The sequence below is a fragment of the Sphingomonas sp. J344 genome (assembly GCF_024700005.1).
GTDB lineage: Bacteria > Pseudomonadota > Alphaproteobacteria > Sphingomonadales > Sphingomonadaceae > Sphingomonas.
Window position 1 is genome coordinate 2,741,908 of record NZ_JAJONB010000001.1, and the last position, 24,790, is coordinate 2,766,697.

The 24,790-nt window shown below is 67.0% G+C and carries 23 protein-coding genes and 4 pseudogenes; 19 read left to right on the forward strand and 8 right to left on the reverse strand.

All coding sequences use genetic code 11. The features are described 5' to 3' along the window. Positions 1-104: 104 nt before the first annotated feature. A complete protein-coding gene (locus tag LRS12_RS13910; protein WP_257845055.1) occupies positions 105-1,868 on the reverse strand; it encodes a fatty acyl-AMP ligase in 1,764 nt (587 codons plus the stop codon). Positions 1,869-2,004: 136 nt separating this feature from the next. Between LRS12_RS13910 and LRS12_RS13915 the strand changes: the two genes are divergently transcribed. The 5 genes and pseudogenes from LRS12_RS13915 to LRS12_RS20050 all read left to right on the forward strand — a co-directional run. After that, a complete protein-coding gene (locus tag LRS12_RS13915; protein WP_257845056.1) occupies positions 2,005-2,538 on the forward strand; it encodes a regulatory protein RecX in 534 nt (177 codons plus the stop codon). Positions 2,539-2,663: 125 nt separating this feature from the next. Beyond that, positions 2,664-3,194, forward strand: a complete 531-nt coding sequence (locus tag LRS12_RS13920; RefSeq protein WP_257845057.1) for a cold-shock protein — start codon at positions 2,664-2,666, stop codon at positions 3,192-3,194. A gap of 22 nt (positions 3,195-3,216) precedes the next feature. Next, a complete protein-coding gene (locus LRS12_RS13925; RefSeq protein ID WP_257845058.1) occupies positions 3,217-3,672 on the forward strand; it encodes a DUF192 domain-containing protein in 456 nt (151 codons plus the stop codon). A 57-nt stretch (positions 3,673-3,729) separates the two neighbouring features. Further along, positions 3,730-4,122, forward strand: a complete 393-nt coding sequence (locus tag LRS12_RS13930) for an NADH:ubiquinone oxidoreductase subunit NDUFA12 (protein WP_257845059.1) — start codon at positions 3,730-3,732, stop codon at positions 4,120-4,122. A gap of 197 nt (positions 4,123-4,319) precedes the next feature. Beyond that, positions 4,320-4,553: pseudogene (locus LRS12_RS20050) on the forward strand (DUF2155 domain-containing protein); the annotation flags it as partial. Positions 4,554-4,588: 35 nt separating this feature from the next. Here LRS12_RS20050 and aat read toward each other — a convergent pair. The 6 genes and pseudogenes from aat to LRS12_RS13970 form a co-directional block, all read right to left on the reverse strand. After that, positions 4,589-5,279: pseudogene (gene aat, locus LRS12_RS20055) on the reverse strand (leucyl/phenylalanyl-tRNA--protein transferase). Between the two features lie 60 nt (positions 5,280-5,339). Continuing rightward, the gene (locus LRS12_RS13950) at positions 5,340-6,077 is read right to left on the reverse strand and encodes a ParA family protein (RefSeq protein ID WP_257845060.1); all 738 of its coding nucleotides are present in this window, start codon (positions 6,075-6,077) and stop codon (positions 5,340-5,342) included. A 75-nt stretch (positions 6,078-6,152) separates the two neighbouring features. Beyond that, positions 6,153-7,010, reverse strand: a complete 858-nt coding sequence (locus LRS12_RS13955; protein ID WP_257845061.1) for a sigma-70 family RNA polymerase sigma factor — start codon at positions 7,008-7,010, stop codon at positions 6,153-6,155. After that, positions 7,007-7,465 (reverse strand): carboxymuconolactone decarboxylase family protein, encoded by a 459-nt coding sequence (locus LRS12_RS13960; protein WP_257845062.1) that lies wholly within the window; start codon positions 7,463-7,465, stop codon positions 7,007-7,009. The genes LRS12_RS13955 and LRS12_RS13960 overlap by 4 nt, the downstream gene beginning before the upstream one ends. Before the next feature lie 119 nt (positions 7,466-7,584). Further along, complete coding sequence (locus LRS12_RS13965) at positions 7,585-7,968, reverse strand: hypothetical protein (protein ID WP_374581034.1); 384 nt, start codon at positions 7,966-7,968, stop codon at positions 7,585-7,587. 109 nt (positions 7,969-8,077) lie between these two features. Further along, entirely contained in the window at positions 8,078-9,382 is a 1,305-nt protein-coding gene (locus LRS12_RS13970; RefSeq protein WP_257845063.1) for a type VI secretion protein ImpB, read from the reverse strand. 411 nt (positions 9,383-9,793) lie between these two features. On the opposite strand from LRS12_RS13970, the gene LRS12_RS13975 reads away from it, so the two are divergent. The 3 genes from LRS12_RS13975 (at position 9,794) to LRS12_RS13985 (ending at position 12,968) form a co-directional block, all read left to right on the forward strand. Continuing rightward, positions 9,794-10,780, forward strand: coding sequence for a GlxA family transcriptional regulator (locus LRS12_RS13975; RefSeq protein WP_257845064.1), 987 nt, complete (start codon positions 9,794-9,796; stop codon positions 10,778-10,780). A 66-nt stretch (positions 10,781-10,846) separates the two neighbouring features. Further along, positions 10,847-11,188, forward strand: a complete 342-nt coding sequence (locus LRS12_RS13980) for a response regulator transcription factor (RefSeq protein WP_257845065.1) — start codon at positions 10,847-10,849, stop codon at positions 11,186-11,188. A 37-nt stretch (positions 11,189-11,225) separates the two neighbouring features. Further along, positions 11,226-12,968 carry a bifunctional diguanylate cyclase/phosphodiesterase gene (locus tag LRS12_RS13985; RefSeq protein WP_257845066.1) on the forward strand — a complete coding sequence of 581 codons (1,743 nt, stop codon included), beginning with the start codon at positions 11,226-11,228 and terminating at the stop codon, positions 12,966-12,968. 157 nt (positions 12,969-13,125) lie between these two features. Here the strand turns inward: LRS12_RS13985 and LRS12_RS13990 are convergent, their stop codons facing one another. After that, positions 13,126-13,641, reverse strand: coding sequence for a DNA-deoxyinosine glycosylase (locus tag LRS12_RS13990; RefSeq protein WP_257845067.1), 516 nt, complete (start codon positions 13,639-13,641; stop codon positions 13,126-13,128). A 22-nt stretch (positions 13,642-13,663) separates the two neighbouring features. On the opposite strand from LRS12_RS13990, the gene LRS12_RS13995 reads away from it, so the two are divergent. From LRS12_RS13995 to murD, 11 genes and pseudogenes are all read left to right on the forward strand, one after another. Then, positions 13,664-13,993 carry a DUF962 domain-containing protein gene (locus LRS12_RS13995; RefSeq protein ID WP_257845068.1) on the forward strand — a complete coding sequence of 110 codons (330 nt, stop codon included), beginning with the start codon at positions 13,664-13,666 and terminating at the stop codon, positions 13,991-13,993. Positions 13,994-14,039: 46 nt separating this feature from the next. Then, positions 14,040-15,011 carry a cysteine synthase A gene (locus tag LRS12_RS14000; RefSeq protein ID WP_257845069.1) on the forward strand — a complete coding sequence of 324 codons (972 nt, stop codon included), beginning with the start codon at positions 14,040-14,042 and terminating at the stop codon, positions 15,009-15,011. Between the two features lie 55 nt (positions 15,012-15,066). Then, the gene (locus LRS12_RS14005; RefSeq protein ID WP_257845070.1) at positions 15,067-15,384 is read left to right on the forward strand and encodes a hypothetical protein; all 318 of its coding nucleotides are present in this window, start codon (positions 15,067-15,069) and stop codon (positions 15,382-15,384) included. A gap of 383 nt (positions 15,385-15,767) precedes the next feature. After that, positions 15,768-16,238 carry a division/cell wall cluster transcriptional repressor MraZ gene (locus LRS12_RS14010; protein WP_257845071.1) on the forward strand — a complete coding sequence of 157 codons (471 nt, stop codon included), beginning with the start codon at positions 15,768-15,770 and terminating at the stop codon, positions 16,236-16,238. Further along, positions 16,235-17,197 (forward strand): 16S rRNA (cytosine(1402)-N(4))-methyltransferase RsmH, encoded by a 963-nt coding sequence (gene rsmH / locus LRS12_RS14015; protein WP_257845072.1) that lies wholly within the window; start codon positions 16,235-16,237, stop codon positions 17,195-17,197. Before LRS12_RS14010 ends, rsmH begins: the two co-directional genes overlap by 4 nt. Before the next feature lie 297 nt (positions 17,198-17,494). Next, on the forward strand, positions 17,495-17,800 hold the full coding sequence (locus tag LRS12_RS14020; RefSeq protein ID WP_257845073.1) for a hypothetical protein: 306 nt from the start codon (positions 17,495-17,497) through the stop codon (positions 17,798-17,800). Further along, positions 17,797-19,536 carry a penicillin-binding protein 2 gene (locus tag LRS12_RS14025; RefSeq protein ID WP_257845074.1) on the forward strand — a complete coding sequence of 580 codons (1,740 nt, stop codon included), beginning with the start codon at positions 17,797-17,799 and terminating at the stop codon, positions 19,534-19,536. The genes LRS12_RS14020 and LRS12_RS14025 overlap by 4 nt, the downstream gene beginning before the upstream one ends. After that, positions 19,533-20,949: pseudogene (locus LRS12_RS14030) on the forward strand (UDP-N-acetylmuramoyl-L-alanyl-D-glutamate--2,6-diaminopimelate ligase). Before LRS12_RS14025 ends, LRS12_RS14030 begins: the two are co-directional and overlap by 4 nt. Beyond that, positions 20,946-22,326: pseudogene (gene murF, locus LRS12_RS14035) on the forward strand (UDP-N-acetylmuramoyl-tripeptide--D-alanyl-D-alanine ligase). The pseudogenes LRS12_RS14030 and murF overlap by 4 nt, the downstream one beginning before the upstream one ends. 11 nt (positions 22,327-22,337) lie before the next feature. Then, positions 22,338-23,408, forward strand: coding sequence for a phospho-N-acetylmuramoyl-pentapeptide-transferase (mraY, locus tag LRS12_RS14040; RefSeq protein ID WP_257845075.1), 1,071 nt, complete (start codon positions 22,338-22,340; stop codon positions 23,406-23,408). Continuing rightward, the gene (gene murD, locus LRS12_RS14045) at positions 23,405-24,742 is read left to right on the forward strand and encodes a UDP-N-acetylmuramoyl-L-alanine--D-glutamate ligase (RefSeq protein WP_257845076.1); all 1,338 of its coding nucleotides are present in this window, start codon (positions 23,405-23,407) and stop codon (positions 24,740-24,742) included. Before mraY ends, murD begins: the two co-directional genes overlap by 4 nt. Positions 24,743-24,790 lie beyond the last annotated feature (48 nt).

Consider the following 24,790-nt stretch of genomic DNA (forward strand, 5'->3'; position numbering starts at 1 on the left):
CGCGGGGGTGGCGGAAAAAATTTCCGCCAGTTTGGCGTGACTCTCAAGGGGGTTAGGGGGAGGCGCTCCCGTTTCCCCCTCCCGTGCAGGAAGGGGGTAAGGGATCAGGCGGCGATGCTGTAGGGCTTGATCTCGCCGTTGAGATACTGGTTGCGCGCCTTGGCGCGGCTGAGCTTGCCCGAGCTGGTGCGGGGCAGGGTGCGTGGCGGGATCAGTTCGATCACGCAGTTCATGCCGGTCACCGCGCGGACGCGTTCACGGATTTCCTCGCGCAGCTTCTGGCGCTCGCTGTCGTCGCTGGTGCGGCACTGGACGAGCACGGCGGGGGTTTCCTCGCCGCCCGGGGTGGTGATCGCAAAGGCCGCGACGTCGCCCTGCTTGAACGCGGGGAGCTGTTCCACCGCCCATTCGATGTCCTGCGGCCAGTGGTTGCGACCGTTGACGATGATCATGTCCTTCGCCCGGCCGACAATGTAGATATAGCCTTCGGACATATAGCCCATGTCGCCGGTGTCGAGCCAACCGTCCTTCATGCAGGCGGCGGTCGAATCGGGGTCGCGGAAATAGCCGACCATGACGCTGGGGCCGCGGCACCAGACCTTGCCGATCGCGCGGTCGGGCAGCGGGGTGCCGTCCTCCTCGCGGATCTCGATCTCCATGTCCTTGACCGCCTTGCCGCAATTGACGATCGCGCGATAGCGCTGGGGGCGATCGCCGCCGTTGACGCCGCCCGACAGCTGGGTTTCCTCGACCAGTTCGACCACGATGCCCTCACCCGGGGGCATGATCGACACGGCGAGCGTCGCTTCGGCAAGGCCGTAGCTGGGCAGGAAGGCGCTGGCCTTGAACCCGGCATCGGCAAAGGCATCGACGAACGCCTGCATCACGTCGGGACGGATCATGTCGGCGCCATTGCCCGCGACCCGCCAGCGGCTGAGGTCGAAGCGTTCCGACGCCTTGGTCTGGCTCGACATGCGGCGCGCGCAGATGTCGTAGCCGAAGGTCGGCGAGTAGGAGAGGGTCGTGCCCTGATTGCGGGTGATCAGGTCGAGCCAGGCGAGCGGACGCCGCGCGAAATCCTCGGTCTTGAGGTAGTCGGTCGACACCTGATTGGCGACGACCGAGAGGAAGCAGCCGACGAGCCCCATGTCGTGATACCAGGGCAGCCACGAGACGCAGCGGTCGCTGTCCTCCAGCTTCATCCCGTGGCTGTGCGCCGACAGATTGTTGAGCAGCGCGTGGTGGGTGATCGCGACGCCGTGCGGGAAGCGGGTCGAGCCGCTGCTGTACTGGAGGTAGGCGATGTCGTTGGTGTCGGCCTGGGGCAGTTCGACGTCGGGGGCTTCGCGGGTCGCGAAGCTTTCCCAGTCGATGCCCTCGACGCCCTTGAGGCGCGCGGCTTCGCCGGCCATCGCCGACAATTCGGCCGGATAGAACAGCATCGACGGGTCGCAGCTTTCGAGCTGGACCGAAAGCTGGTCGATATAATGCTGGCTGCCGCCGAAGCTGGTGGGCAGTGGGAGCGGCACCGGCCACGCGCCGGCATAGATGACGCCGAAGAACAGCGAAGCGAAGTCGGTGCCGGTTTCGGCGATCAGCGCGATGCGGTCCTGCGGCTTTACGCCCGCTGCGATTAGGCGACGCGCCTGGGCCAGCGCATCGTCGCGCATTTCGCGGAACGGATAGGGGCGGGTCAGCGTGCCGCGAGCATCGTGAAAGTTCAGCCCCCGGCTACCCTGCGCGGCATAGTCCAGCGCATCGCCGAGCGTGGCGAATTCCGCCAGTCGACGGGGTAACGTGCATTCGGTCGGGGTCGGCTGCATCGTGGCGCCTTTCGCTTCGACCTGATCCTTGACGTCCAAAGCCATATCCTAAAATCCGTGCCCCCTGATCGTGTCAGGCCACCCGCCCGTCATCGACGATAGGCCCCACATCAGAAACGCGGGCGGCTCTGCTACGCACTGTCGTTCAAATTCGGTTGGCAGTGTGGCACAAACAAGGCGCATGCGTTCTCCACGTCGCCCCATCCCGCCATTGGACCGCGGATCGCTCGACCGGCTGGCGCTGCGCTATGTCGAGCGCTTCGCAACGACTCGCGGCAAGCTGACCGCGTATCTGGTCCGAAAAATCCGCGAGCGCGGCTATGACGGAACGCCTCCGGACCCCGCCGAAATCGCCGAACGCTTTGCCGAGCTCGGTTATGTGAACGACCGGCTCTATGCCGAAAGCAAGGCGGCGGCGATGGCGCGTCGGGGGCTGGGCGCGCGTCGGGTTGGGGAGGCGCTACGCCATGCCGGGGTGCAGGCGGAGGATGCCGAGGCGATCGCGCCACAGGTCGATGCACGCACCGGACAAAGCGCAATCGATTTTGCCCGTCGCAAGCGAATCGGTCCCTTTGCCGCAGAGCCCGCCGACCGCGACCGGATCGCCAAACAGGTCGCGGCGATGGTGCGTGCGGGTCACGCGCCGGGACTCGCCTGGCGAATTGCCGGGATGCAGCCGGGGGACGACACGGATTTCCTGCTCCACGACCGTTAATCACAAAGGATTCGCGCCTTTCGGAAATGCTGTGTTAATGTCTGCGGTCAGGGGGAAATACTGTAATGCGAGCCGACCCGCAGCGTGTGTCGAGCATTGAAGGGGAGGTGGCCGTCCCGGCGGCCATGCCCGTGCTCGTCCCTGAGCCAGACGAAACGCGCTATTGGGGCACCGTCAAATGGTTCGACGTGACTCGCGGCTTTGGCTTCATCGTCGCGGACGACACCGAGGCAGGCGACATCCTGATCCATTTTTCCGTGCTCCAGCCGCATGGACGCCGCAGCCTGCCGGAAGGCGCGCGGGTCGAATGTTTGGTGGTGCAGCGCGAGCGCGGCCTGCAGGCGCGCGAAATCCTGTCGATTGACCTGACCGATGTGGTCGAGCCGGTGCGGTTGCGCCCCGGCGGGGGCGACCGGATCGACCGGATCAAGCTGATCGAGGAGGCTGGCCCGTTCGAGCCGGTGACGGTGAAATGGTTCAACCGTCTCAAAGGCTATGGGTTTCTGGTGCGCGACGGCGAATCGTCGGATATATTCGTTCATATGGAAACCCTGCGCCGCGCGGAGATTTATGACGTTGAACCCGATCAGCCGCTTCGTGCCCGCATCGTCGATGGCGACAAGGGGCCGCTCGCGGTCGTTGTGGAGCCGGCCTGAAATCGGATTGAACCGGGCGCTGATGCTCGCGCTGGGCGCGGCGCTGTTGTTGCCTGCCTGCACCGCGAGCGAGAGTGAAAAGGCCGGTCAGGCCGAGGCTGCCCGCGCCATCGTCACGATCGAATCGGGCGAGGCAAAGCATGTCTTCAAGGTCGATGTCGCCCGCACGTCGGAGCAGCAGAAACAGGGGCTGATGTTCCGGACGAATATTCCTGCCGATGGCGGGATGCTGTTCGCGCCCTATCCACCCGAAGGCGGCGGTCCGCGAGAAGCGAGCTTCTGGATGAAGGATACGCCGAGTCCGCTCGATATCATCTTCATCCGCGCCGACGGCACGATTGCGACCATCGCGGAGAATACCGTGCCCTTCTCCGAAGACCCGGTGCGGTCGGGCGAGCCGGTCGCGGCGGTGCTGGAGATCAATGGCGGGCGCGCGGCCGAACTGGGGATTTCGCCGGGGGACAAGGTGAAGTGGTAGGCGCGCGCTGCGCATCCCCCGTTGCCCCCGCCGCGCGTGCCGCGTAAAGCGCGGGCCATGGGTATCTTCGCGAACATCTTCACCTGGTGGAACGGCTCCACCTTTGGCACCTGGGTCGGGCTGCGCGGCAAGGATCAGGTTGGCGAGGACGCGCTCGGCAACCTGTATTACCAGGGCGGGGCCGACATGCATGGCCGCCCGCGCCGCTGGGTGATCTACAAGGGGGCCAACGATTCGAGCCGTGTGCCGCCGGAATGGTTCAGCTGGCTCCACCACCAGATCGACGATGTGCCCGATCGGGCGCTGCCCCCGGTGCGCCAGTGGGAGCAGCCCGCTGTGCCGAACATGACCGGCAGCGCGCTCGCCTATCGCCCGCCCGGTGCGATGGAGAAGGGCGGCCAGCGGATCGGTGCGACCGGCGACTACGAAGCCTGGAACCCCGGCGCCTGATGGGCCGGACCCGGACCGTCGCGCTGCTCCTGGTCCCGCTCGCGATTGCCGCGTGCGGCGGAAAGCCGACGGAGAATGCGAGCGACGCGGCGGACATGGTTGAGGTTCAGCCGAAGGCGGGCGGGACTACGGCGGCTGGTGCCGAGGTTGTCGCGGTCGACGCGGCCCCGACTGCGTCGGTCGTCGGCGTGACGCCGATGGGTGAGCGGGTGGCGGTGCTGGGGCTGCTCAACAAGCGCAACGGCGTCGCGCGCGACCTGACGATCAAGCCTGGCCAGGCGGTGCGCGCGGGCGATGTCATCGTGCGGCTGCGCGCGTGCGAAAAGACCGCGCCGTGGGAGACCGACCAGCTGACCGGGGCGTTCGCGCAGGTCGATATCCGCGGGACGGACGGCAAGTTCACCCGCGCCTTTTCAGGCTGGCTGTACAAGGAGCGACCCGCGCTCAACGTGGTGCAGCACCCGATCTATGACGTCTGGGTCAAGAGCTGTGCGATGACCTTCCCCGATACCGGGGGCGAGGTGGTCGGTGGCGGATCGGCGGACGCGCCCAAACGGTCGAGCGCGCCGAAATCGGCGGAGACGGAGGCCGCACCTGCGCCCGCAGCCAGCCCGGCCGAACCTTCGCCCAGCGAATCGGACAAGAGCGACAGGTAACGGTCGCGCGGTATCTCCACCGCACCGAGCGAGGCCAGGTGGTCGGTCATGAACTGGCAGTCGAGCAGGGTGAAGCCGCCGACGCGCAGCCGGGCGACCAGGGCCGCGATCGCGACCTTCGACGCATCGCGCGCGCGGCTGACCATGCTCTCCCCCGAAAAAGGCGCGGCCAAGCGCGAGGCCGTAGAGCCCGCCGACGAGGCGGTCGCCGTCCCAGCATTCGACCGAATGCGCAAAGCCGCGGCGGTGAAGCGCAACGAACACCCGTTCGATCGCGGGGTTGATCCAGGTATCGGGCCGGTCAGGTGCGCTCTCGGCGCAGAGCGCGATGACCTGATCGAACGCGGTGTCGGCAGTGATGCGGAAGCGGTCGGCGGAGAGCGTCTTGCGCAGCGAGCGCGTGAGGTGAAAGCCGTCGAGCGGCAGGATCGCGCGCTGGCGCGGTTCGACCCAGAAGACGCTGGGGTCGTCGCGATGCTCGGACATCGGGAACACACCCATCGCATAGGCGCGCAGCACCAGATCGGGGTCGAGGTCGCTGGCACGGGGGGGTGGGCCGCGTCACTTGCTGGCCTTGCGCGGCTTGGCGAGGCGCTTTTCGATCGCCTGCCACAGGGTATCGACGGCAATCGCGCCGGGGCTGCGCGGAGCGAAGGCACCGAGTGGGGCGCGGCGTACCGCCATCGCCTCGACCAGGCTGGCCATCGGAATGACCGGCCAGTCGATGTTGCGCTCCAGTGCCTCGGCATGAAGCTTACGGCGACGATCGACCATCGAATGGACCGGCATCAGCGGCACTTTTGCCTTTCCGCCCAGATGCCGCTCGACTTCCTCCAGCGCGCGTTCCGACAGCGGGGAGGGGATGACCGGCACGACGATCAGGTCGGCGGCGCGCATCACCTGTTCGCTGGTCTCGGTCAGGCCGGGCGGGCAGTCGAGGATGACGCGGTCGTAATCGCCGGCGAGCTGGGCGAGCAATTTCGCCAGCCGCTTCTTCTTGTCGAGTTCATGGAACAACAAGTCGAGACCGCGCAACGACGCGTCGGCGCCGAGAAGGTCGAGGCGGTCGATCGCGGTCAGGTGGATCAGCTTTGCCGGCTCGACATCCTTGCTGAACACCGACTGCGCGACCGCCTTGCCGCGCCCGCCACCGAGCAGGAAGGTCGATGCTGCCTGCGGATCGAGGTCCCAGAGCAGGGTGCGGCGTGCCGAGCGGGTCGCGGCGCACCAGGCGAGGTTGACCGCAAGCGATGTTTTGCCGACGCCGCCCTTCAGACTGTACACCGCGATGGTCGCCACGCCCGCTTCCTCCCGCCAAAATCCGCGCCATCTTCCTTGTTCCCGACAGAGATAACAAGATGACGACAGGCGCGATCAATGCAGGTGACGCAATTTATCGGGATTGCGGGTGATGTAGATCGCGACGATCCGGTCGCCCTCGATCTCCAGCGCGGTGGTCTGGATCTCGCCGTCTGCTTCCATCGTGATGAAGCCGGGAAGGCCGTTGACGAAGCCAGCGCGAATGAGCTGTGAGCCATATTTGCGGAACAGCACCGCGAGCGATTTGTGCAGCTTCATCACATGTTTGATGCCCTGCACCAGCCGGATCGCCGCCGCACGCTTGCCGCCGCCGTCGGAATGGATGCTGACATCGTCGGCGAGCATCGCGCCGAGCGCGGTGAGGTCACCGGTGCGGCTTGCGGTGAAGAAGGCGTTGGCGATCTCCAGCCCGCGCTGCTGCTCCACCTTGAACCGGGGACGCGCGGCGCGGACATGGTCGCGGGCGCGCCCCGCGAGCTGGCGACAGGCGGCGGCGTCGCGGTCGAGCGTTCCCGCCACCTCATCGAACGACGCGCCGAACACGTCGTGCAGGAGAAAGGCGGCGCGTTCGAGCGGGGAGAGGCGTTCGAGCGCGAGCATCAGCGGGAGGGTCACATCCTCGTCGGGTGCTTCCTCGACCACCGGATCGGGCAGCCAGGGGCCGATATAGGTTTCGCGCTGGTGGCGCGCCGATTTGAGCCGGTCGAGGCACAATCGGGTGACGGTGCGGCGCAGAAACGCCTCGGGTTCACGTACTGCCGTGCGGTCGGTGCCCATCCAGCGGATGAAGGCGTCCTGCACCGCATCCTCGGCATCGGCGACCGAGCCGAGCATGCGATAGGCGACGCGGATGAGTTTGGGGCGCAGCGGATCGAATGACTCCGCTGCGCCCTGATGCTCGTGCGGCGTCACGCCGCGGCCTTGGCAGCGGCGGGTTCGATCCACAGGTCGAAGCCGACCGCGAGGCGATTCCAGCCGGTGATGATGTTGATCATCAGCGTCAGCTTCACCTGTTCCTCCTCGCTGAACTCCGCGGACAGCGCCTCATAGGCTTCGCGATGGGTGTGGCCTTCGGACAGGCGCGTCAAGGCGTCGGTCCAGCCCAGCGCGGCGCGCTCGCGCGGAGTGTAGCAGGGGGCTTCCTGCCAGGCGGAGAGGAGGTAGATGCGCTGCTCGCTCTCGCCCTTGGCGCGGGCTTCGGCGGTGTGCATGTTGAGGCAGTTGGCGCAGCGGTTGATCTGCGAGGCGCGGATCTTGACCAGTTCGATCAGTGCGGGCTCGAGGCTGGCGGCGATCGCGGTGGAGGCGGCGAACCACGGTTTCATCACGGCGGGCGCTGCGGCGAAGGGGTCGAGTTTGGCGGTCATGGTCATGCTCCTTGTTGGGTTGCATGAGCATGACGAGGCAGCAGCGCCGGGTGTGACATCGACTACAAAAAAAGAGCCGGATTTCTCCGGCTCTTTCGTTGAATTCGGAGATGTCGCGATCAGCCCTTGCAGCTGAGCGTGCCCTTGCCCGGGATTTCGACCGTGGCCGATGCCGAGCTGCCGGTCAGCTTCCAGCCGCCGTCGGCGACGAAGGGCTGGCCGGCTTCGGGTGCCTTGAGGTCGGTCGGCGTGCCGCCCTTTTCGGTGCGGAGGCGGACCAGCTTGTCGCCCTGGAAGAACTCGGCGAAGACCAATGCGTTACCGGGCTGGCAGCGCATCGACACGCTCGCCTTGATCGCCGGCGGCAGTTCGACGGGCGCAGCATTGGCGAGCTGCGATTCCATCGGATCGGGCGCACGTTCGCTGATCACTTCGGGTTCGGGATTACAAGCGGACAACGCGAGCAGCGCGACCGCAGCGGCGGGGAGGAGACGCATGTTCATAGCGAGTGATCCCTTTGCGCACGCAACATCGGCGGTCAAGATATAACGGATAACAGTGCCCCAACGCATATTGCGTCGCATCGTTACAATATCATGTTTCATGCGGATTTCACTCGTGAAACTCGTCCAGATCCGGGATTCGACCAAAGGCGATCTTGGTGCCGACGCGATCGGTGCGGCTGCCGTCCATTGGCCCCACCGACACTGCGTGCCGCCCGAATTTCTCGTTGATTCGGTCCATCGCCTTGCTGAGCGACAGCGTCCGGGTTTCGCGCGCCAGCGGGTCGTTGGGGTCGAGCGCGCCGAACAGCGATTCCTGCGCCGCGCCCAGTGGTGCGATTTCCGCCAGGGTCACACCGATCAAGCGGATCGCGAAGCCGCCGGGACGGGTGCGCCCCGCCTCGGCCAGCCGGGGGAAGATCGCGTCGAGCGCGGCGAGGACGGTGAAGCTGTCCTGCGTCGCGGGCAGTTTGATCGAGGTGCGCCAGGTGGATTTGTCGTCTTCGAATTTCGCATGGAGCACCAGCAGGCGGCTGACATATTCCTTGCGCCGCAAGCGGCTGGCGGATTTGAGCGCGAGGCGGCGCGCGGTGAGGCGGACGGGTTCGAGGCCGCGCTTTCGCGGCGACAGAACGTGGCTGTGACCGATGGTCCGGTTCTGGGTCGGCTTTTCGGGCAGGTCGAAGCCGTGGAGGAGATACCAGAGCCGGTCGCCATTGACCCCGCCCCACGCCGACCCGGCGTCGCGCGGGCGGCGTTCGCAGAGCTGGCCGATGTCGAGAATGCCCTGCTGCGCTAGCCGCTTTTCCATCTTCGCGCCGATCCCCGCGATGTCGCGCAGCTTGAGGTCAAACAGGCGGTGGGGGAGCATGTCCTGGGTCAGCACGGTCAGGCCGTCGGGCTTTTGCATGTCGCTGGCGAGCTTGGCGAGCAGCCGGTTGGGCGCGATGCCGACCGAGCTGGTCAGGCATTCGCCGACATTCGCCCTGATCCCCGCCTTGATCCGCCGGGCGAGCGCCATCGCGGTTTCGGCGTCGTTTTCGTTGTCGAGGAGACGGCACGCGACCTCGTCGATCGAGCAGACGGCGGTGACGGGGATGTGCTTCCAGATCTCGGCGACGATCGCCTCGTGAAACTCGACGTACTTCTCGTGCTGGCCGGGGGTGACGATCAGGTCGCGGCACAGCCGCTTCGCCTCCCACACCGGGGTGCCGGTGCGGATGCCGTATTTCTTGGCCTGAACCGATGCGGCGATGGCGACGGTGGTGTCGCTGGCGACCGGGGCGACGATGATCGGCTTCCCGCGCAGATCGGGGTTCAGCTGCTGCTCGACCGCCGCGAAATAGCTGTTGAGATCGAGATAGAGCCAGCGCAGCGGGCGGGGCGGAAGATCGAGGAACGCCGGGTCGGGCATGGCGGAACAATAGCGGAACGCGGGGGCGAAGTCACGCGGTTGCGGGCGGACAGTGCCTGACAGTGTTTGGTGGGGAACCTGACGAAAAGAGGCATGTGTCATGCGCGGGTGAAAGGTGCGCGTGGGGGTGCCGACGAGGCTGCGGGCGAGGGGATGGGAGAGCGGCATGGGGCGTCCCGGCGGTGCGACAAGGGACGGACGAGATATGCCGGATCGGGGATTGTAGGAAAGGGGGGCGAAGCGGGAATGCGGCCGGTTGCCGGACGGCGGCTGTCAGCTGCACCGACCCGCAATTGGTCATCCATCTCCCCTTCCGAGCGATCAGCACCAGCGCTGCGTTGGATCGCGGGTATTTGGGGCGTATAGTGTGAACGATCGGCGCCGCCGATCGCTCAGGAGGCTTCAAAAGCCGTGCTCGTCACCATATTTGCTCCGCTCAATGCGCATTTGCTGGAGATCGCCGGCGTTCAGGACGCGTTGTTCGAGGCGAACTGCAAGCTGCAATCCCGGCCGCCCTACATTGTTCGCCTGGTCACCGAACACGGCACTCCGCTGAAATGCGCGTCCGGCTCCACGGTGCTTCCCGATGCAGGGGTCGAACAGGCGACGGAGCCTAGCGATACTTTGATCGTGATTGGTCCCTTTGGGGTTCCGCGCGCGCCGAACGCCGCGGTCGCGGACTGGTTGCGCAGGCAGGCGCGCACGGCACGGCGTTACGGCTCGACCTGCACCGGGGCGTTCCTGCTCGCCGATGCGGGCCTGCTGTCCGGGCGGCGTGTCACCACGCACTGGCAATATGCCGACCACCTCGCGCTTGCTTACCCCGATATCCATGTCGAACCCGACCGTATCTTCGTCCGCGATGGGCCAGTGTTCAGTTCGGCCGGAGTGACCGCAGCGATCGACCTGGCCTTCTCGCTAATCGAGGAGGATCACGGCCGCGCGCTCGCGCTCTATGCAGCACGCCGACTGGTCGTCTTTCTGAAGCGCCCCGGCGGCCAGTCGCAATTCAGCGACGCGCTGACCGCGCAGAGCGCCGGCACCCGTCCGCTTGACAAGGTGCGATTGCATATTCTCGAAAACCCCCGCGCGCCGCTGGATCTCGCCGCGCTGGCGACCGTCGCCGGGACCAGCCCGCGGCATCTGTCGCGGCTGTGTCGCGAACAGCTCGGAACGAGTGCCGCCGCCTATGTCGAACTCACCCGGATCGATATCGCGCGGCGGTTGCTCGAGGAGAGCGACGCGCCAATCAAGGCAATCGCCCACGCCGCGGGCTTCGGATCGACGACCACGCTTCGCCGAGCCTTTCTGCGCCGGATCGGCGTCGCGCCGCTCCAATATCGCCTGCGGTTCCAGACCACAGGGCAAGGCGACAAAAGCGCCGCCATTATGTCCTGAACCGCCGCCCCCTCGCCGTTGAAGCGCCAGCCCCATGGCCGCAACTTCGGGGCCGGAGGTCATGCCATGCACGTTCAACGCGCCGAGCAAATTGCAACCCGTCCCACCCCGAAAACGTCGAGGCGAGCCGCATCGGCTGGCCGCAGCGCGAATGCGGCCTATGCGCTGCTCGTCGCGCAATGCCGCGCCCGGGTCGAAAATCTTGCCCCCCGCCAGCGCGACGTGCTCACCGGGCTCGCCGCCGGTCGCAGCAACAAGCAGATCGCGCATACGCTGGGCCTCAGCCCCCGGACGGTCGAACTCTATCGCGCCGGAATGATGACCCGGCTCAATGTACGCACCCTGGCGCAGGCGATGCAGATCGCGTTCGTGGCCGGGCTCGTGCCGCTCGACATGCTGTTGTCTTGAACCGGGTCGGGCGCTTCGCAACGCAGGGAACGCGGCGATGAAATTCTGGAACAGCCGGCGCGCAGCGGTGCCCGTGACGGTGCCGGAGGTGGTGTCGCCACCCCCGGCGTCCGCCGCCGCACTCGCGGTGGCGCAGTGCACGGACGGCGTGATGGTCGCCGACATGCGCATGCGCGGCCAGCCGATCGTGGCGGTGAACTCCGCCTTCACGGCGATCACCGGCTATTCCGCCGAGGAGGCGATCGGCAAGAATTGTCGCTATCTTCAGGGCAGCGACCGGCTTCAGCCCGAGATCGCCGAAATCCGCGACGCGCTGGCCGATGGCCGTCCGTGCGCGGTGACGATCCGCAACTACCGCCGCGACGGTACGATGTTCCGCAGTGCACTGCGCCTGCTTCCGCTGCGCGACGATAGCGGGCAGGTCACCCATTTCGTCGGCCTGATCCGCGACGTGACGCATGAAGCGGGCATCGACCGCCTCACCGGCCTGTTCGACCGCTATGGGCTGCTCGACCGGATCGCCGGGCTGACCGCGTCGGCGACCGGCGCCGTGCTGGTGGTCAAGACCGACATCGTCCGGTTCCACGACGTCAATAACGGCTTCGGCTACGACGTCGGCGATGCGCTCATTCGCTCGGCCGCCGCGCGGCTGGCGACGCTCCCGGCGGCGGCCGTGGCGCGGATCGGCAGCAACAGTTTCGCGCTCGCGTTCGAACTGGACGATCCGCGCCGCGCCGCCGGCGTGGTCGACGACATCGTCGAACTGCTCAAGCCGCGCTTCGTCCTGCCTGGCGCATCGCTCGCGGTCCAGTTCGCCGCCGGTTATACGCTGGGCTCGGCCGGCGCGGAGCCGCGCGCGCTCGTGCGACAGGCCGGTGCGGCGCTCCAGCGGTCAAAGACCACCCCCGGCTACCCGCCCCATGCCTTTGTCGATGCGGACGAGCGCGATGCGCGCAACCGCATCCGGCTGGCCAGCGAATTGCGCATGGCTGCCGCCAATCAGGAGCTGCTGTTTCACTACCAGCCCCAGGTCGATCTCGCCACCGGCGAGCTGGTCGGGGCCGAGGCGCTGCTGCGCTGGAACCACGGCGCCTTCGGACTGCAGCCGCCGGCCCGCTTCATCGGAATCGCGGAGGAAACCGGGGCGATCCTCGACATTGGCGCCTGGGGTCTTCAGATGCTCGCCGCCCATGCCGTGCAGGTCAATCAGTGCCGCCACACCCCGATCCGCTTCTCGCTCAACGTATCGGTGATGGAGTTCATGCAGCGCGACATGGTCGCCGTGGTGCGGCAGGTGCTCGACGCGACCGGGTGTCGCGCGGAGTGGCTCACGCTCGAACTCACCGAGAATCTGATGATCCCCGAACCGGCGAACATCCGCCGCGCGTTCGAAGATCTGCGGCACATGGGAGTCGGCATCTCGATCGACGATTTCGGCACCGGCTACTCCAACCTGCGCTATCTGGAGAGCTTCCCGCTCAGCGAGATCAAGGTCGATCGCAGCTTCGTGCACGACCTCGCGCACAGCGTGGCCAAGCGGGTCATCGTCGAAGGCATCATCAAGCTCGGTGCCGCGCTCGACATCCGCGTCGTCGCCGAGGGGATCGAGACGGAGGCCGAGCGTGCGATCATGCTGGCGCTGGGCTGCTCGGTCGGCCAGGGCTATCTCTTCGCCGCCCCGCTCGACGAACCGGGCTTTCAGCGGCTGCTCGACGAAGGCCTGCTCCTGCGCGAGGCCTGGGATGCGCGGCGACTGCTGACGATGTTGGACAGGGGGTAGGTTCTGCGGGGTTGCCGGTCGTTCAGGCTGCAACCAGGGAATGCAAGCTGATCTCGCCAGACGCAGCGCCGGTCCGGCACAGGCCGCGCGGCAGGTTTCGGGAGTCATTGCGAACCCCGCGAGTGGCCGGATCAGGGGGCACAGCAGACCCGCCCGTTCAACTCCCCAAAACCTCCCGCAATCCCAGCCATGCCGGCAGCTTCGCCGCCAGGCCGGCCGTGTGGAGCGGGCTGGACGAGGGAAGGGCAAGGATCATCCACTTCCCCGCCGCCGTGCCGAGCGCGCGCAGGCCGAGGCGGTGGGCGGTGGTGCCGTTGAAGGCGATGGCGCGCAGATCGGGCAGGGTGGCGGCGAGGGTGGGGAGGTCGTTGGGCTCTGCCGCGGCGATTGCCGCGTCGGTGCTGCCCGGGCGGGTGGCGCTGGCGACCGCGTCCCACAAGCCGATGCGCGCGTCGCGGAGCGCGGCGAGGCGGGCTTCGTAGGACAGGGCGGGGAGGTCTGTGCGGTCGATGACGGCGGCGATCAGGCGCCAGAACTGGTTCTGGGGGTGGGCGTAATATTGCTGGGCGGCAAGGCTGCGGTCGCCGGGGAGGCTGCCGCAGATGAGGACGCGGGTGCGGGAGTCGGCGACGGGCGGGAAGCTTGCCTTGCGGGGTGGAGTTGATTGCGACACGCCGTCGTCCTAGCATTCCCGCATGGCCCGCGCGATTACCCGCTATGCCGACTTCTGGCCCTATTATCTGCGCGAGCATGCCAGGCCGCAGACGCGGGCGTTGCATTATGCCGGGACGGCGCTGACCTTCGTGGCGCTGGCGGCGGGGGTGGCGTGGAGCGCGTGGTGGCTGCTGGCGATCCCGTTGGCGGGGTACGGCTTTGCGTGGGGCGCGCATTTCGGGGTGGAGAAGAACCGGCCGGCGACCTTTACCTACCCGCTCTGGTCGCTGGGCAGCGATTACCGCATGTTCTTTCTGTGGCTGACCGGGCGACTGGGGCCGCATCTGAAGCAGGCCGGCGTCGCGGCATAGTTTCGCTTGCTTGCCCGGGGCGGGCAGGCGCGGCTAACGAGGGTCTATGGTAGCCAAAGATACGATCGCGCTGATCGGAAACACGCCGCTGGTCCGGCTCAAGGGGCCGAGTGAAGCGGCTGGATGCGACATTTTCGGGAAGTGCGAATTCGCCAATCCCGGTGCGAGCGTGAAGGATCGCGCGGCGCTGTTCATCGTCGAGGATGCCGAAGCGCGCGGGCTGATCGCGCCGGGCGGAACGATTGTCGAGGGGACGGCGGGCAATACCGGGATCGGGCTGGCGCTGGTCGCCAATGCCAAAGGCTACAAGACGATCATCGTCATGCCCGAGACGCAGAGCCGCGAGAAGATGGACACGCTGCGCGCGCTGGGTGCCGAGCTGGTACTGGTGCCGGCCGCGCCTTACTCCAACCCCGGCCATTTCGTGCACACCTCGCGCCGCATCGCCGAGGAGACGCCGAACGCGATATGGGCGAACCAGTTTGACAATATCGCCAATCGCCGCGCGCATATCGTGGGAACTGCAGAAGAGATCTGGACCCAGATGGAGGGTCGGATCGACGGGTTTACCTGCTCGGCGGGGACCGGTGGAACGATCGCGGGCGTCGGGCTGGGCCTCAAGGAAAAGGACGAGAAGGTGCGGATCGCCTTGTCCGACCCGCATGGCGCGGCGCTGTACAGCTATTATGCGACCGGTGAGCTGAAGGCCGAGGGGTCGTCGGTCGCGGAGGGCATCGGTCAGGGGCGGATCACCGCAAACCTGGAGGGCGCGCCGATCGACACGCAGTTCCGCATCTCCGACGAAGAGGGGATGGAGTGGGTCCGCCGACTGCTGGCCGAGGAAGGGCTGTGCCTCGGGCTGTCGTCGGGGATCAACGTCGCGGGCGCGGTGCGGCTGGGGCGCGAGCTGGGGCCGGGCGCGCGGGTCGCGACGATCCTGTGCGATACGGGATTCCGTTACCTTTCAACGCTGTACAACCCGGAATGGCTGCGTGAGAAGGGGTTGGGCGGGGCCTAGGGTCGCGAGCCACTGCACATCCCATTCGACAATAGGCTGTGAAGGCGTTACATTTATGCCACAGCTTATGAAGTCATTACCTTCAGATCCCCAGTCGAGCATGCAGCGGGTCCGCGTCGGACTGACCGGCCTCGCCACCGTGCTGCTGCTGATCGGGGTGGCGAGCGCGATCTTCTCCTCCGCCAAGGAAGAGGCACCCGTCCTGGCCGAAGGGGCACCCAAGCCCGAGGTGGTCGCGAACATGACCGAGGGCATGGTGACCAACAGCGCCACCGCGCCGAAGGACGAGCCGATCGCCGAACTGGGCATTGCTCCGCGTACCGCCGAAAGCCCCGCACCCGATATCGACCCCGCGCGCCCCGAGGGCGAATGAGCGCCCGCCGCCCGGGACTCGCCGCCATCGCGCGGGAAACGACGGGAATCGCCGCCACTGACCGCCATTCATGCCCGATTCCCGGCGCACACCCCGATGTCCCCCAAAAACTGCGCGGAACATAAGGTGCTCACTTAACGAATGAAGTGAAAACGACGGTAAGCCGAGGCACGAAGTGGGGCAAATTACCGCGAAATCCCGAGTTCAGGCATTGAAAACCCAAGTCGCTTGCGATAGGCCGGTGACTAACAGGGTAACCTTTATCGTCGGCCATCATGGGTCCGGGGTGCGCGATGGCGTGCACCCGGAGGCGGAAAAGGCATGCCCGGGGAGCAAGGGGCAGAGTGGCACGCAGCGGCTACAGAGGGGTTGGCTTACAGCTGGTGGACGACAAGGGTCGTGTCGCCATCCCCGCCGGGCTGCGTGCGACGCTGGAGAAGAACAGCGGCCACCCGACCGACAGCAAGGACGCCCGCGTCGCGATCCTGTCGACATCCGAAACCGACAAGTGCCTGGTCGCCTATGACGAGCCCTATTTCGACTCGCTGATGGAGCGGCTCGACGCGCGCGCGACCGAGTTTGCGGGCGATCGCGGTCAGGCCGATGCCAATATCTGGCGCGACGGCGTGGGGACGAGCGAGAATATCGCATTCGACCCCTCCGGCCGCTTCGTGCTGCCGGGGATGCTGGGGCACCTCGCGGGGATCCCGAAGGGCAGCTACGCCTTTTTCATGGGGGTCGGCGCGACGATCGAGGTGTGGAACCCGCGCACCCTGCTCGACCATCCGACTATCTCCGAACAGATCAAGGCGGCGTGCCGCTACTGTCTGGAAGAAAAGGGGGTGACGCTGTGACCGCGCCCCTGACCCACGACGCCGTTAACCCTGATCGTCCACATATTCCGGTGATGCTGGCCGAGGTGCTCGACGCCCTCGCCATCCAGCCCGGCGAGCGCCACGTCGATGGGACGTTCGGCGCCGGCGGCTATACGCGCGCGTTCCTCGAGCGGGGCGCCGAGGTGGCCGCCTTCGACCGCGACCCAAGCGCGATCGAAGGCGGTCAAGCCCTTGTGGACGCGAGCGAAAATCGCCTGATCCTGATCCAGTCGCCGTTCTCTGCGATGGACCGCGAGCTGGACGCGCGCGGGCTGTCGCCCGTCGATGGCGTGACGCTGGATATCGGCGTGTCGTCGATGCAGCTCGACCAGGCGGATCGGGGATTCAGCTTTCAATCGGACGGTCCGCTCGACATGCGGATGAGCCAGTCGGGCATGACCGCGGCCGAATTGGTTAACGAAATCAGTGAGTCTGATTTAACCACGATATTGCGGAATTACGGGGAAGAAAAGCAGGCCCGACGTGTGGCACAAGCGATTGTGAAGGCACGGCCCCTTACGCGCACGGGGGACCTGGCAAATGTGGTGCGGCGGGCCCTTGGGTACCGTCCGCATGAGAAGAAGGACCCGGCCACCCGGACCTTCCAGGCGATCCGGATTCACCTCAACCGCGAGCTCGACGAGCTTGAGGAAGGGCTGGCTGCGGCCGAACGGGCATTGAAGCCCGGCGGGCGGCTGGCGGTGGTGACATTCCACAGCCTGGAGGACCGGATGGTCAAGAAATTCCTGCGCGAACGCAGCGGGAGCGAGCCGACCGGATCGCGGCATCGCCCGATGGTCGCGGCGGAACAGGCGCCGAGTTTCGAACCGCCCGCAAAGGCGGTTCGGGCCGGCGAGGACGAGATAGCGGTGAACCCGCGTGCCCGGTCGGCGACGTTGCGCGTCGCGCGACGCACCGCGGCACCGGCATGGAGTTGAGGAGGCGGTTATGGCGATCAAGGCGTTGAGCGGCTTCGGATGGTTCCTGACCGGTGTCGTCGTGGCACCGGCCTGTTATCTGGTGTCGTCGCAGGTCGCGGCCGAACGGTCGAAGGTCGAGGCTGTCGAGCGCGCGATCCTGAAGGCGCACAAGGATATCCGCGGTCTGGAGACAGAGTTCGACACGCGCGCGAACCTGGCCCAGCTCGAGCGCTGGAACGGGGAGGTGATGCGTTACACCGCACCGACCCCCGCCAGTTCCTGGCGAGCGATACCGAACTGGCCGGCCTCCGCCCGATGGAAGGTGACGGCACCGCCGAGCGCTATGCCGCGATGGTCGTGCCGCAGGGTCTGCCCGAAGTCGTTGCGGGTGCGAAGGTGGCGAACGACGCGGTGGCTCCGGTCAAGGCGGTAGTGGCCGAGCGGGCTGCGCCGGCACCCGTCGCAGTCGCCGCCGTCGCCAAACCCAAGCGTGCAGCCGCCCCGGCCCCGGTGGTAGCAAAGGATGCGGCGGTCGCGTCGCTGGACAGCAAATTGCTCAAGGATTCGAGCTTTGGCGACCTGATGCAGGGCGTCCGTGCCGAGGCGCGCAAGTTGCGGTGACGGTCCTCGTCGCCCCTGCACAGCGGATCCGCACGCGCGACGGCAGAGGCGCGTCGCCGATTGCGGTCGCGCATGTGCGGCTGATGATCCTGACCCTCTTGTTCGCCGCGGCGTTTGCGGTGATCGTCGGGCGACTGGCGCTGCTGGCGGTTTTCGCCGAGCCGCAACGCGCGCCGAGCGTCAATGCGATGCTGGTGCCGCTGCGCGGCGACCTGGTCGATCGCAACGGCGCGCCGCTCGCGCGGACGATCGACGCCTGGTCGATCGGCGTGCGCCCGGATCGGGTGATCGGCGACAAGGCGGCGCTGGCGCAGATGCTGGCTGCAACGCTGCCCGGGAAGAGCGCCGGCGAATATGCCAAGCTGCTCAACAGCGGCGCGAAATTCACCTATCTTCAGCGCCGCGCGGTGCCGGAGCTGGTCGCCGCCGTTCACGCGCTGGGTGAGCCGGGGATCGAGTTCGCGCGCGAGCCGCAGCGCCTTTACCCGCAGGCGACGCTGGCTGCGCACGCGCTGGGCTTTGTCGATTTCGACGGCAAGGGCGTGAGCGGAATGGAGCATATCCTGGACCGCCAGCTGACCGATCCGGCGCAACGCGGGCGACCGGTGGCCCTGTCGATCGATCTGCGCGCGCAGGCCGCGCTGGAGAGCGAGCTGGGCGCGGCGATGACGAGTTTCCAGGCGCAGGGCGCGGCTGGGGTGATCCTTGATGTCGCGTCGGGCGAGGTGGTGGCGATGACGTCGCTTCCCACCTTCAACCCGAACAACGTCAAGGGTGCGAACCCGGAGCATTTCCGGAACAATGTGACGCAGAGTGTCTATGAGCTGGGGTCGACCTTCAAGCCGCTGGCGATGGCGTTCGCGATCGAGACCGGCGTCGCGCCGTCGATGTCGAAGCGCTATGATGCCACCGAACCGCTGCAGGTCGGCGGGTTCCGGATCCGCGACGATCACGCGCAGAAGCGCTGGCTCAACATCCCCGAGACGCTGATCCATTCGTCGAACATCGTGACGGCGCGGATCGCCGACGAACTGGGCAAGGACCGGATGGCAGAGATGTTCAGCCGCCTTGGCTTCGACACCAAGGCGCCGATCGAGCTGGGTGGGGTGGCCGGGCCGATCTGGCCGAAATACTGGGCGCGCACGACGGTGATGACCACTGCCTATGGTCATGGCATCGCGGTTACGCCGCTGCATCTGGCCAGCGCCTATGCCGCGATGGTGAATGGTGGGGTATGGCGTCCCGCGACGCTCAAGAAGGTCGAGCCGGGCAAGGCACCGGTGGGTCGCCGGGTGATTTCGGAGGCGACCAGCGCGCGGATGCGCCAGCTGATGCGGCTGATCGTCACCCATGGCACGGGCAGCAAGGCGGATGCGCCCGGCTATCGCGTCGGGGGCAAGACCGGCACCGCCGAAGTGCCGGGACGCGGCGGATATCAGCGCAACAAGAACGTCTCGACGTTCGCGGCGGCTTTCCCGATGGACGCACCGCGCTATGTGGTGCTGGTGATGCTTGATTCGCCGATCGGTAATGCCGAGTCCGCAGGCCAGTCCACTGCAGGGTGGACTGCGGCCCCCGTCGTCAACCGCGTCGTGATGCGCACCGGCGCGATGCTGGGCGTGGTGCCCGACGAGCGCCGCGACGTCGATGTCGCCGATCTCACCCCGCTGCTGTGGAAGGCGGAGGCGAAGAACAAGACCGCGCCCGCCGCGCTCGGCGCGGGGGCGGACGAGTGAAGCTCGCAGACCTGACCGGCGGCGACGAGCAGGACATCGTCACCGGCTTTGCCATCGACCATCGCAAGATCGCCCCTGGCACGGTGTTCGGCGCGTTCCGCGGCACCCGCTTCAACGGCGAGGATTTCATAGCGGAGGCGGTGGCGCGGGGCGCGGTCGCCATCGTCGCCCGGCCCGAGGTGAAGGTGGAAGGCGCGGCGCATATCGCGAGCGACCATCCGCGCACCGAATTCGCGCGGATCGCGGCGCGCTTTTACGCCCCGTTCCCGGAAACATCCGTCGCCGTCACCGGGACCAACGGCAAGACGTCGACCGTCGAGATGGTGCGGCAATTGTGGCGGATGGCGGGGCATCATGCCGCGTCGATCGGGACTTTGGGGGTCACCACGGCGGGGGGAGATGGTGTCGACCGGATTGACCACGCCGGATGTCGTCACCTTCCTGTCGAATGTCGCGGGACTTGCCCGCGAAGGCGTGACGCATCTGGCGTTCGAGGCGTCGAGCCACGGCCTGTCGCAATATCGCACCGAAGGACTGCCGGTGCGCGCGGCGGCGTTCACCAATCTGAGCCGCGATCACCTCGACTATCACAAGGACATGGCGGACTATTTTACCGCCAAGCTGCGGCTGTTCGCCGATGTGCTCGATCCCAATGGGACGGCAGTCGTGTGGGCCGACGATCCGCATAGCGAACGGGTGATCGACATCGCCCGGATGCGCGGCAACCGCATCATCACGGTCGGCGAACATGGCGACACGATCCGGCTGGTGTCGCGGGCGCCGACGTTGCTCGACCAGAAGCTGGTGATCGCGTTCGGGGGCGTCGAGCATCGCGTCGGGCTGCCCCTGATCGGCGGATATCAGGCTGCCAATGCGCTGATTGCGGCGGGGCTGGTGATCGCCACCGGGGGCGATCCGGCGCAGACCTTTGCGAACCTGGCGCGGTTGCAGCCGGTGCGGGGGCGACTGGAGCGGGCGGCGATCAGCCGGACCGGGGCTCCGGTCTATGTCGATTATGCGCACACCCCCGACGCGATCGAAGCGGCGATTTCCGCGTTGAAGCCGCATGCGGCGGGACGATTGATCCTCGTCTTCGGCGCAGGCGGCGACCGCGATCCGGGCAAACGCGAACCGATGGGACAGGCGGCGGCTGCGGGCGCGGATCTGGTGATCGTCACCGACGACAACCCGCGCGGCGAGGATGCCGCGTCGATCCGGCATGCGGTGCGAAAGGGCTGTCCGCAGGCGACCGAGATCGGCGACCGGCGTGCAGCCATCGAGGCTGCGATCGCGGCGGCGGGGCCGGAGGATATCGTGCTGATCGCCGGCAAGGGACATGAACAGGGCCAGATCGTGGGCGACATGGTGCTGCCGTTCGACGATGTCAGCGTCGCGCGCGAGGCGGCAGCGTGAGTGCGCCACTCTGGACCTCGGTCGAGATCGCGGCGGCGACGGGCGGGGCGGCGTCTGCCGAGTTCGAGGTCGAGGCGGTCGCGTTCGACAGCCGGGAGGTAGGGCCGGGCGCACTGTTCTTTGCGCTGACGGGGGAAACCACCGACGGGCACAAGTTTCTGGAGCAGGCCTTCGCCAGCGGGGCGGCGGGGGGCCGTCGTGTCGCACGACACGCCGCACCCGCATGTCCTGACCGGCGACACGACCGTCGCGCTCGAAAACCTCGCCCGCGCCAGCCGCAAGCGAATGACTGGCGTTGTGATCGGCGTCACCGGTTCGGTCGGCAAGACCGGGACCAAGGAGGCTCTGTTCGCGTGCCTCGACCGGCCCGATCCGGGGCAGGCGCATCGTTCGGTCAAGAGCTACAACAACCATACCGGCGTGCCGCTGAGCCTTTCGCGGATGCCGCGCGATACGCGGTTCGGCGTGTTCGAGATGGGGATGAACCATGCTGGCGAGCTGCTGGCGCTGACCCATATGGTGCGGCCGCACATCGCGATCGTCACCACAATCGCGCCCGCGCACACCGAATTCTTCGACAGCGAAGAAGCGATTGCCGACGCCAAGGGCGAGATTTTCCAGGGGCTGGTGCCGGGCGGGACGGCGATCGTGCCGTTCGACAGCCCGCATCGCGACCGGCTGATCGCCGCGGCGACGGGCCATGCCGCGCGGATCGTGACCTTTGGCCTGGGCAATGGCGCGGACGTGCGCGCGGTCGAGGTGATGCACGGGCAGCCGGGCGGCACCTTCGTGACCGCGAAGATCGGGACTGAGAAAACGCTGAGCTTTACCCTGTCGCAGCCGGGCGACCATTGGGTCGCCAATGCGATGGCGGTGCTGGCGGCGGTCGATGCGGCGGGTGGCGACCTGGAGCAGGCGGGCCTTGCGCTGGGCGAGATGGGTGGGCTGGCCGGACGCGGCGCGCGGTTCGCGGCCAAGGTCGCAGGCGGCGAGGCGCTGGTGATCGACGAGAGCTACAATGCAAACCCGGCGTCGATGCGCGCGACGCTGGCGGTGCTGGCGGCAACCCCGGCGGCGCGGCGCGTGGCGGTGCTGGGCGAGATGCGCGAACTGGGCGACCAGTCGGACGATTTCCATGCCGATCTTGCAGTGCCGGTGACCGAGGCTGGCGTCGAAGCGGTGCTTCTTGTCGGTGAAGGGATGACGCCGCTCGCACGGGCGCTTGAGGGTCGGGTCGAATTGGTCCATGTGCCCGACGCCGCCACCGCGCGCGCGTCGCTAGAAGCGATGCTGCGGGCCGGGGACGCGGTGCTCATCAAGGGGTCGAACGGGGTCGGGCTGTCGCGGGTCGTCGCGGCGCTGGCCCAAAGGATTTAGGCAGGGGGCCGATGCTGTACGAGATCGCCGAATGGCTGGGTTTTCCGGGACTGCTGAACCTGTTCCGGTACCTGTCGTTCCGCACCGGCGCGTCGGTCGCCACCGCGCTGCTGATCGGCCTGATCATCGGGCCGCGCTTCATCGGTTGGCTGCGTGTCCGTCAGGGCAAGGGACAGCCGATCCGCGCCGACGGGCCGCAGAGCCACCTGGCCAAGCGCGGCACGCCGACGATGGGCGGGCTGATGATCCTGACCAGCCTGACGCTGTCGCTGTTCCTGTGGATGGACCTCAGCAATCCGTACATCTGGGCGTGCATCTTCGTGACGCTCGGGTTCGGGATGATCGGGTTCCTCGACGACTATGACAAGGTGCGCAAAGCAAGCACCGCGGGCGTGTCGGGACGCGTCCGGTTGCTGGGCGAATTCGCGATTGCGGGCGTCGCGGCCTGGGTCATCACGCTGCAGAACGGGACGATGCTGTACGTGCCGTTCTTCAGCCAGTTCAGCGTCGATCTGGGCTATTTCTACATCGTATTCGCCGCGTTCACGATCGTGGCGTTCGGCAATGCCGTCAATCTGACCGATGGGCTGGACGGGCTGGCGACGATGCCGGTGATCATTGCGAGCAGCGCGTTCCTGCTGATCGCATATCTTGTCGGCAACAAGATCTATGCGACCTATCTGGGCATTCCGCATGTGCCGGGGGCCGGCGACCTTGCCATCTTCTGCGGCGCGATCATCGGGGCGGGGCTTGCCTTCCTGTGGTTCAACGCGCCGCCGGCAGCGGTGTTCATGGGTGACACTGGGTCGCTGGCGCTGGGTGGTGCGCTGGGCGCGATTGCGGTGACCACGCATCACGAGCTGGTGCTGGGGATCATCGGCGGGCTGTTCGTGGTCGAGGCGCTGAGCGTCATCATCCAGGTCTTCTGGTACAAGCGCACCGGGCGCCGCGTGTTCAAGATGGCGCCGATCCACCATCATTTCGAGCAGCTCGGCTGGAGCGAGCCGACGGTCGTGATCCGTTTCTGGATCATCGCCTTCGTGCTGGCGCTCGCGGGGCTGGCGACGCTGAAGCTGCGGTGATCGTTTCCGCGGCCTGGCGCGGGAAACGCTTTGCGGTACTCGGGCTGGCGCGGTCGGGGGCGGCGAGCGTGCGCGCGCTGGTCGCGGGCGGGGCGAGCGTACTCGGTTGGGATGACAATGAAGCTGCGCAACAGAGCGTTTGGGAGCAGCTCAAGGTCGACCGGGAGGAGCTGGGCACCGAGCCGGGTTTCACGACGAAGGATTGGGTCAGTTTCCCTGTCGATCTGAAGGGCTTCGAAGCTGTCGTAGTTTCGCCCGGCGTGCCGTTGAATCGACATCCCGTGGCCGCCAAGGCGCGCGAGTCCGGCGTTCCGATCATCGGCGATATCGAACTGTTCGCACAGGCGCGGGGCGAGCTCCCGGCGCACAAGGTGGTCGGGATTACCGGGACCAATGGCAAGTCGACCACCACCGCGCTGATCCACCATATTATCGAGAGCGCGGGCGTTCCGGCGCGGCTGGGCGGGAATATCGGGCTGCCCATTCTCGGGCAGGAGCCGTTGCCGGAGGGGGGCGTCTATGTGCTCGAGCTGTCGAGCTATCAGATCGACCTGACCCAGAGCCTTGATTGCGACGTGGCGGTGTTGCTCAACATCACGCCGGATCATCTCGATCGTTATGACGGGTTCGATGCCTATGCCGCGTCGAAGGCGCGGTTGTTCGAGATGCAGTCCAAGGGCCATGCCGCGATCATCGGGATTGGCGATGAGGCGTCGCAGGCGGTGGCCAAGCAGGTCGCGCGCTCGGGCCGGGCCGAGGACCTGACCAGGATCGCGCCGGGCGTGTGTATGGATCAGTCGCGCTGGCCGTCGCTCCAGGGACCGCACAACGCCCAGAACGCGCTGTGCGCGATCGCGGTATGCCAGGCGCTGGGCGTCGCGCAGGCGCAGATCGATATGGCGCTGGAGACCTTTACCGGCCTGCCGCACCGGATGCAGCGGGTGGGGGTGCGCAACGGCGTGCTGTTCGTCAACGACAGCAAGGCGACCAACGCGGAATCGGCCGCGCCCGCGCTCGCGGCCTATCCGCGCATCCACTGGATAGTGGGCGGCAGGGCCAAGAGCGCCGATCTCGATGCTTGCCGACCGGGTTTCCCCCATATTGTCCGCGCCTATGCTATCGGCGAAGCGACGGAGATGTTTGCGCAAATCCTGAAGGACGTCATGCCGGTCGAGCGATCGGGCACGCTGGCGGAGGCGGTACGCGCTGCGGCGGCGAATGCGGTGGAGGGTGAGGTGGTGTTGCTGTCGCCTGCCTGTGCGTCGTTCGACCAGTTTCGCGACTATGAGGATCGCGGCGACCAGTTCCGCGCCGCGGTGAGGGCATTGGCATGAGCGACGTCATCCGCGCGACGACCAAGCGCAAGCCGCTGCGCGAACGGT

Excerpts from the sequence above, each read along its gene's own strand:
- LRS12_RS13910 (WP_257845055.1), bottom strand. The coding sequence starts at position 1,868 with ATGGCTTTGGACGTCAAGGATCAGGTCGAAGCGAAAGGCGCCACGATG.
- LRS12_RS13915 (WP_257845056.1), top strand. The coding sequence starts at position 2,005 with ATGCGTTCTCCACGTCGCCCCATCCCGCCATTGGACCGCGGATCGCTC.
- LRS12_RS13920 (WP_257845057.1), top strand. The coding sequence starts at position 2,664 with ATGCCCGTGCTCGTCCCTGAGCCAGACGAAACGCGCTATTGGGGCACC.
- LRS12_RS13925 (WP_257845058.1), top strand. The coding sequence starts at position 3,217 with ATGCTCGCGCTGGGCGCGGCGCTGTTGTTGCCTGCCTGCACCGCGAGC.
- LRS12_RS13930 (WP_257845059.1), top strand. The coding sequence starts at position 3,730 with ATGGGTATCTTCGCGAACATCTTCACCTGGTGGAACGGCTCCACCTTT.
- LRS12_RS13960 (WP_257845062.1), bottom strand. The coding sequence starts at position 7,465 with ATGACCGCCAAACTCGACCCCTTCGCCGCAGCGCCCGCCGTGATGAAA.
- LRS12_RS13965 (WP_374581034.1), bottom strand. The coding sequence starts at position 7,968 with ATGAACATGCGTCTCCTCCCCGCCGCTGCGGTCGCGCTGCTCGCGTTG.
- LRS12_RS13970 (WP_257845063.1), bottom strand. The coding sequence starts at position 9,382 with ATGCCCGACCCGGCGTTCCTCGATCTTCCGCCCCGCCCGCTGCGCTGG.
- LRS12_RS13980 (WP_257845065.1), top strand. The coding sequence starts at position 10,847 with ATGCACGTTCAACGCGCCGAGCAAATTGCAACCCGTCCCACCCCGAAA.
- LRS12_RS13985 (WP_257845066.1), top strand. The coding sequence starts at position 11,226 with ATGAAATTCTGGAACAGCCGGCGCGCAGCGGTGCCCGTGACGGTGCCG.
- LRS12_RS13995 (WP_257845068.1), top strand. The coding sequence starts at position 13,664 with ATGGCCCGCGCGATTACCCGCTATGCCGACTTCTGGCCCTATTATCTG.
- LRS12_RS14000 (WP_257845069.1), top strand. The coding sequence starts at position 14,040 with ATGGTAGCCAAAGATACGATCGCGCTGATCGGAAACACGCCGCTGGTC.
- LRS12_RS14005 (WP_257845070.1), top strand. The coding sequence starts at position 15,067 with ATGCCACAGCTTATGAAGTCATTACCTTCAGATCCCCAGTCGAGCATG.
- LRS12_RS14020 (WP_257845073.1), top strand. The coding sequence starts at position 17,495 with ATGGAAGGTGACGGCACCGCCGAGCGCTATGCCGCGATGGTCGTGCCG.
- mraY (WP_257845075.1), top strand. The coding sequence starts at position 22,338 with ATGCTGTACGAGATCGCCGAATGGCTGGGTTTTCCGGGACTGCTGAAC.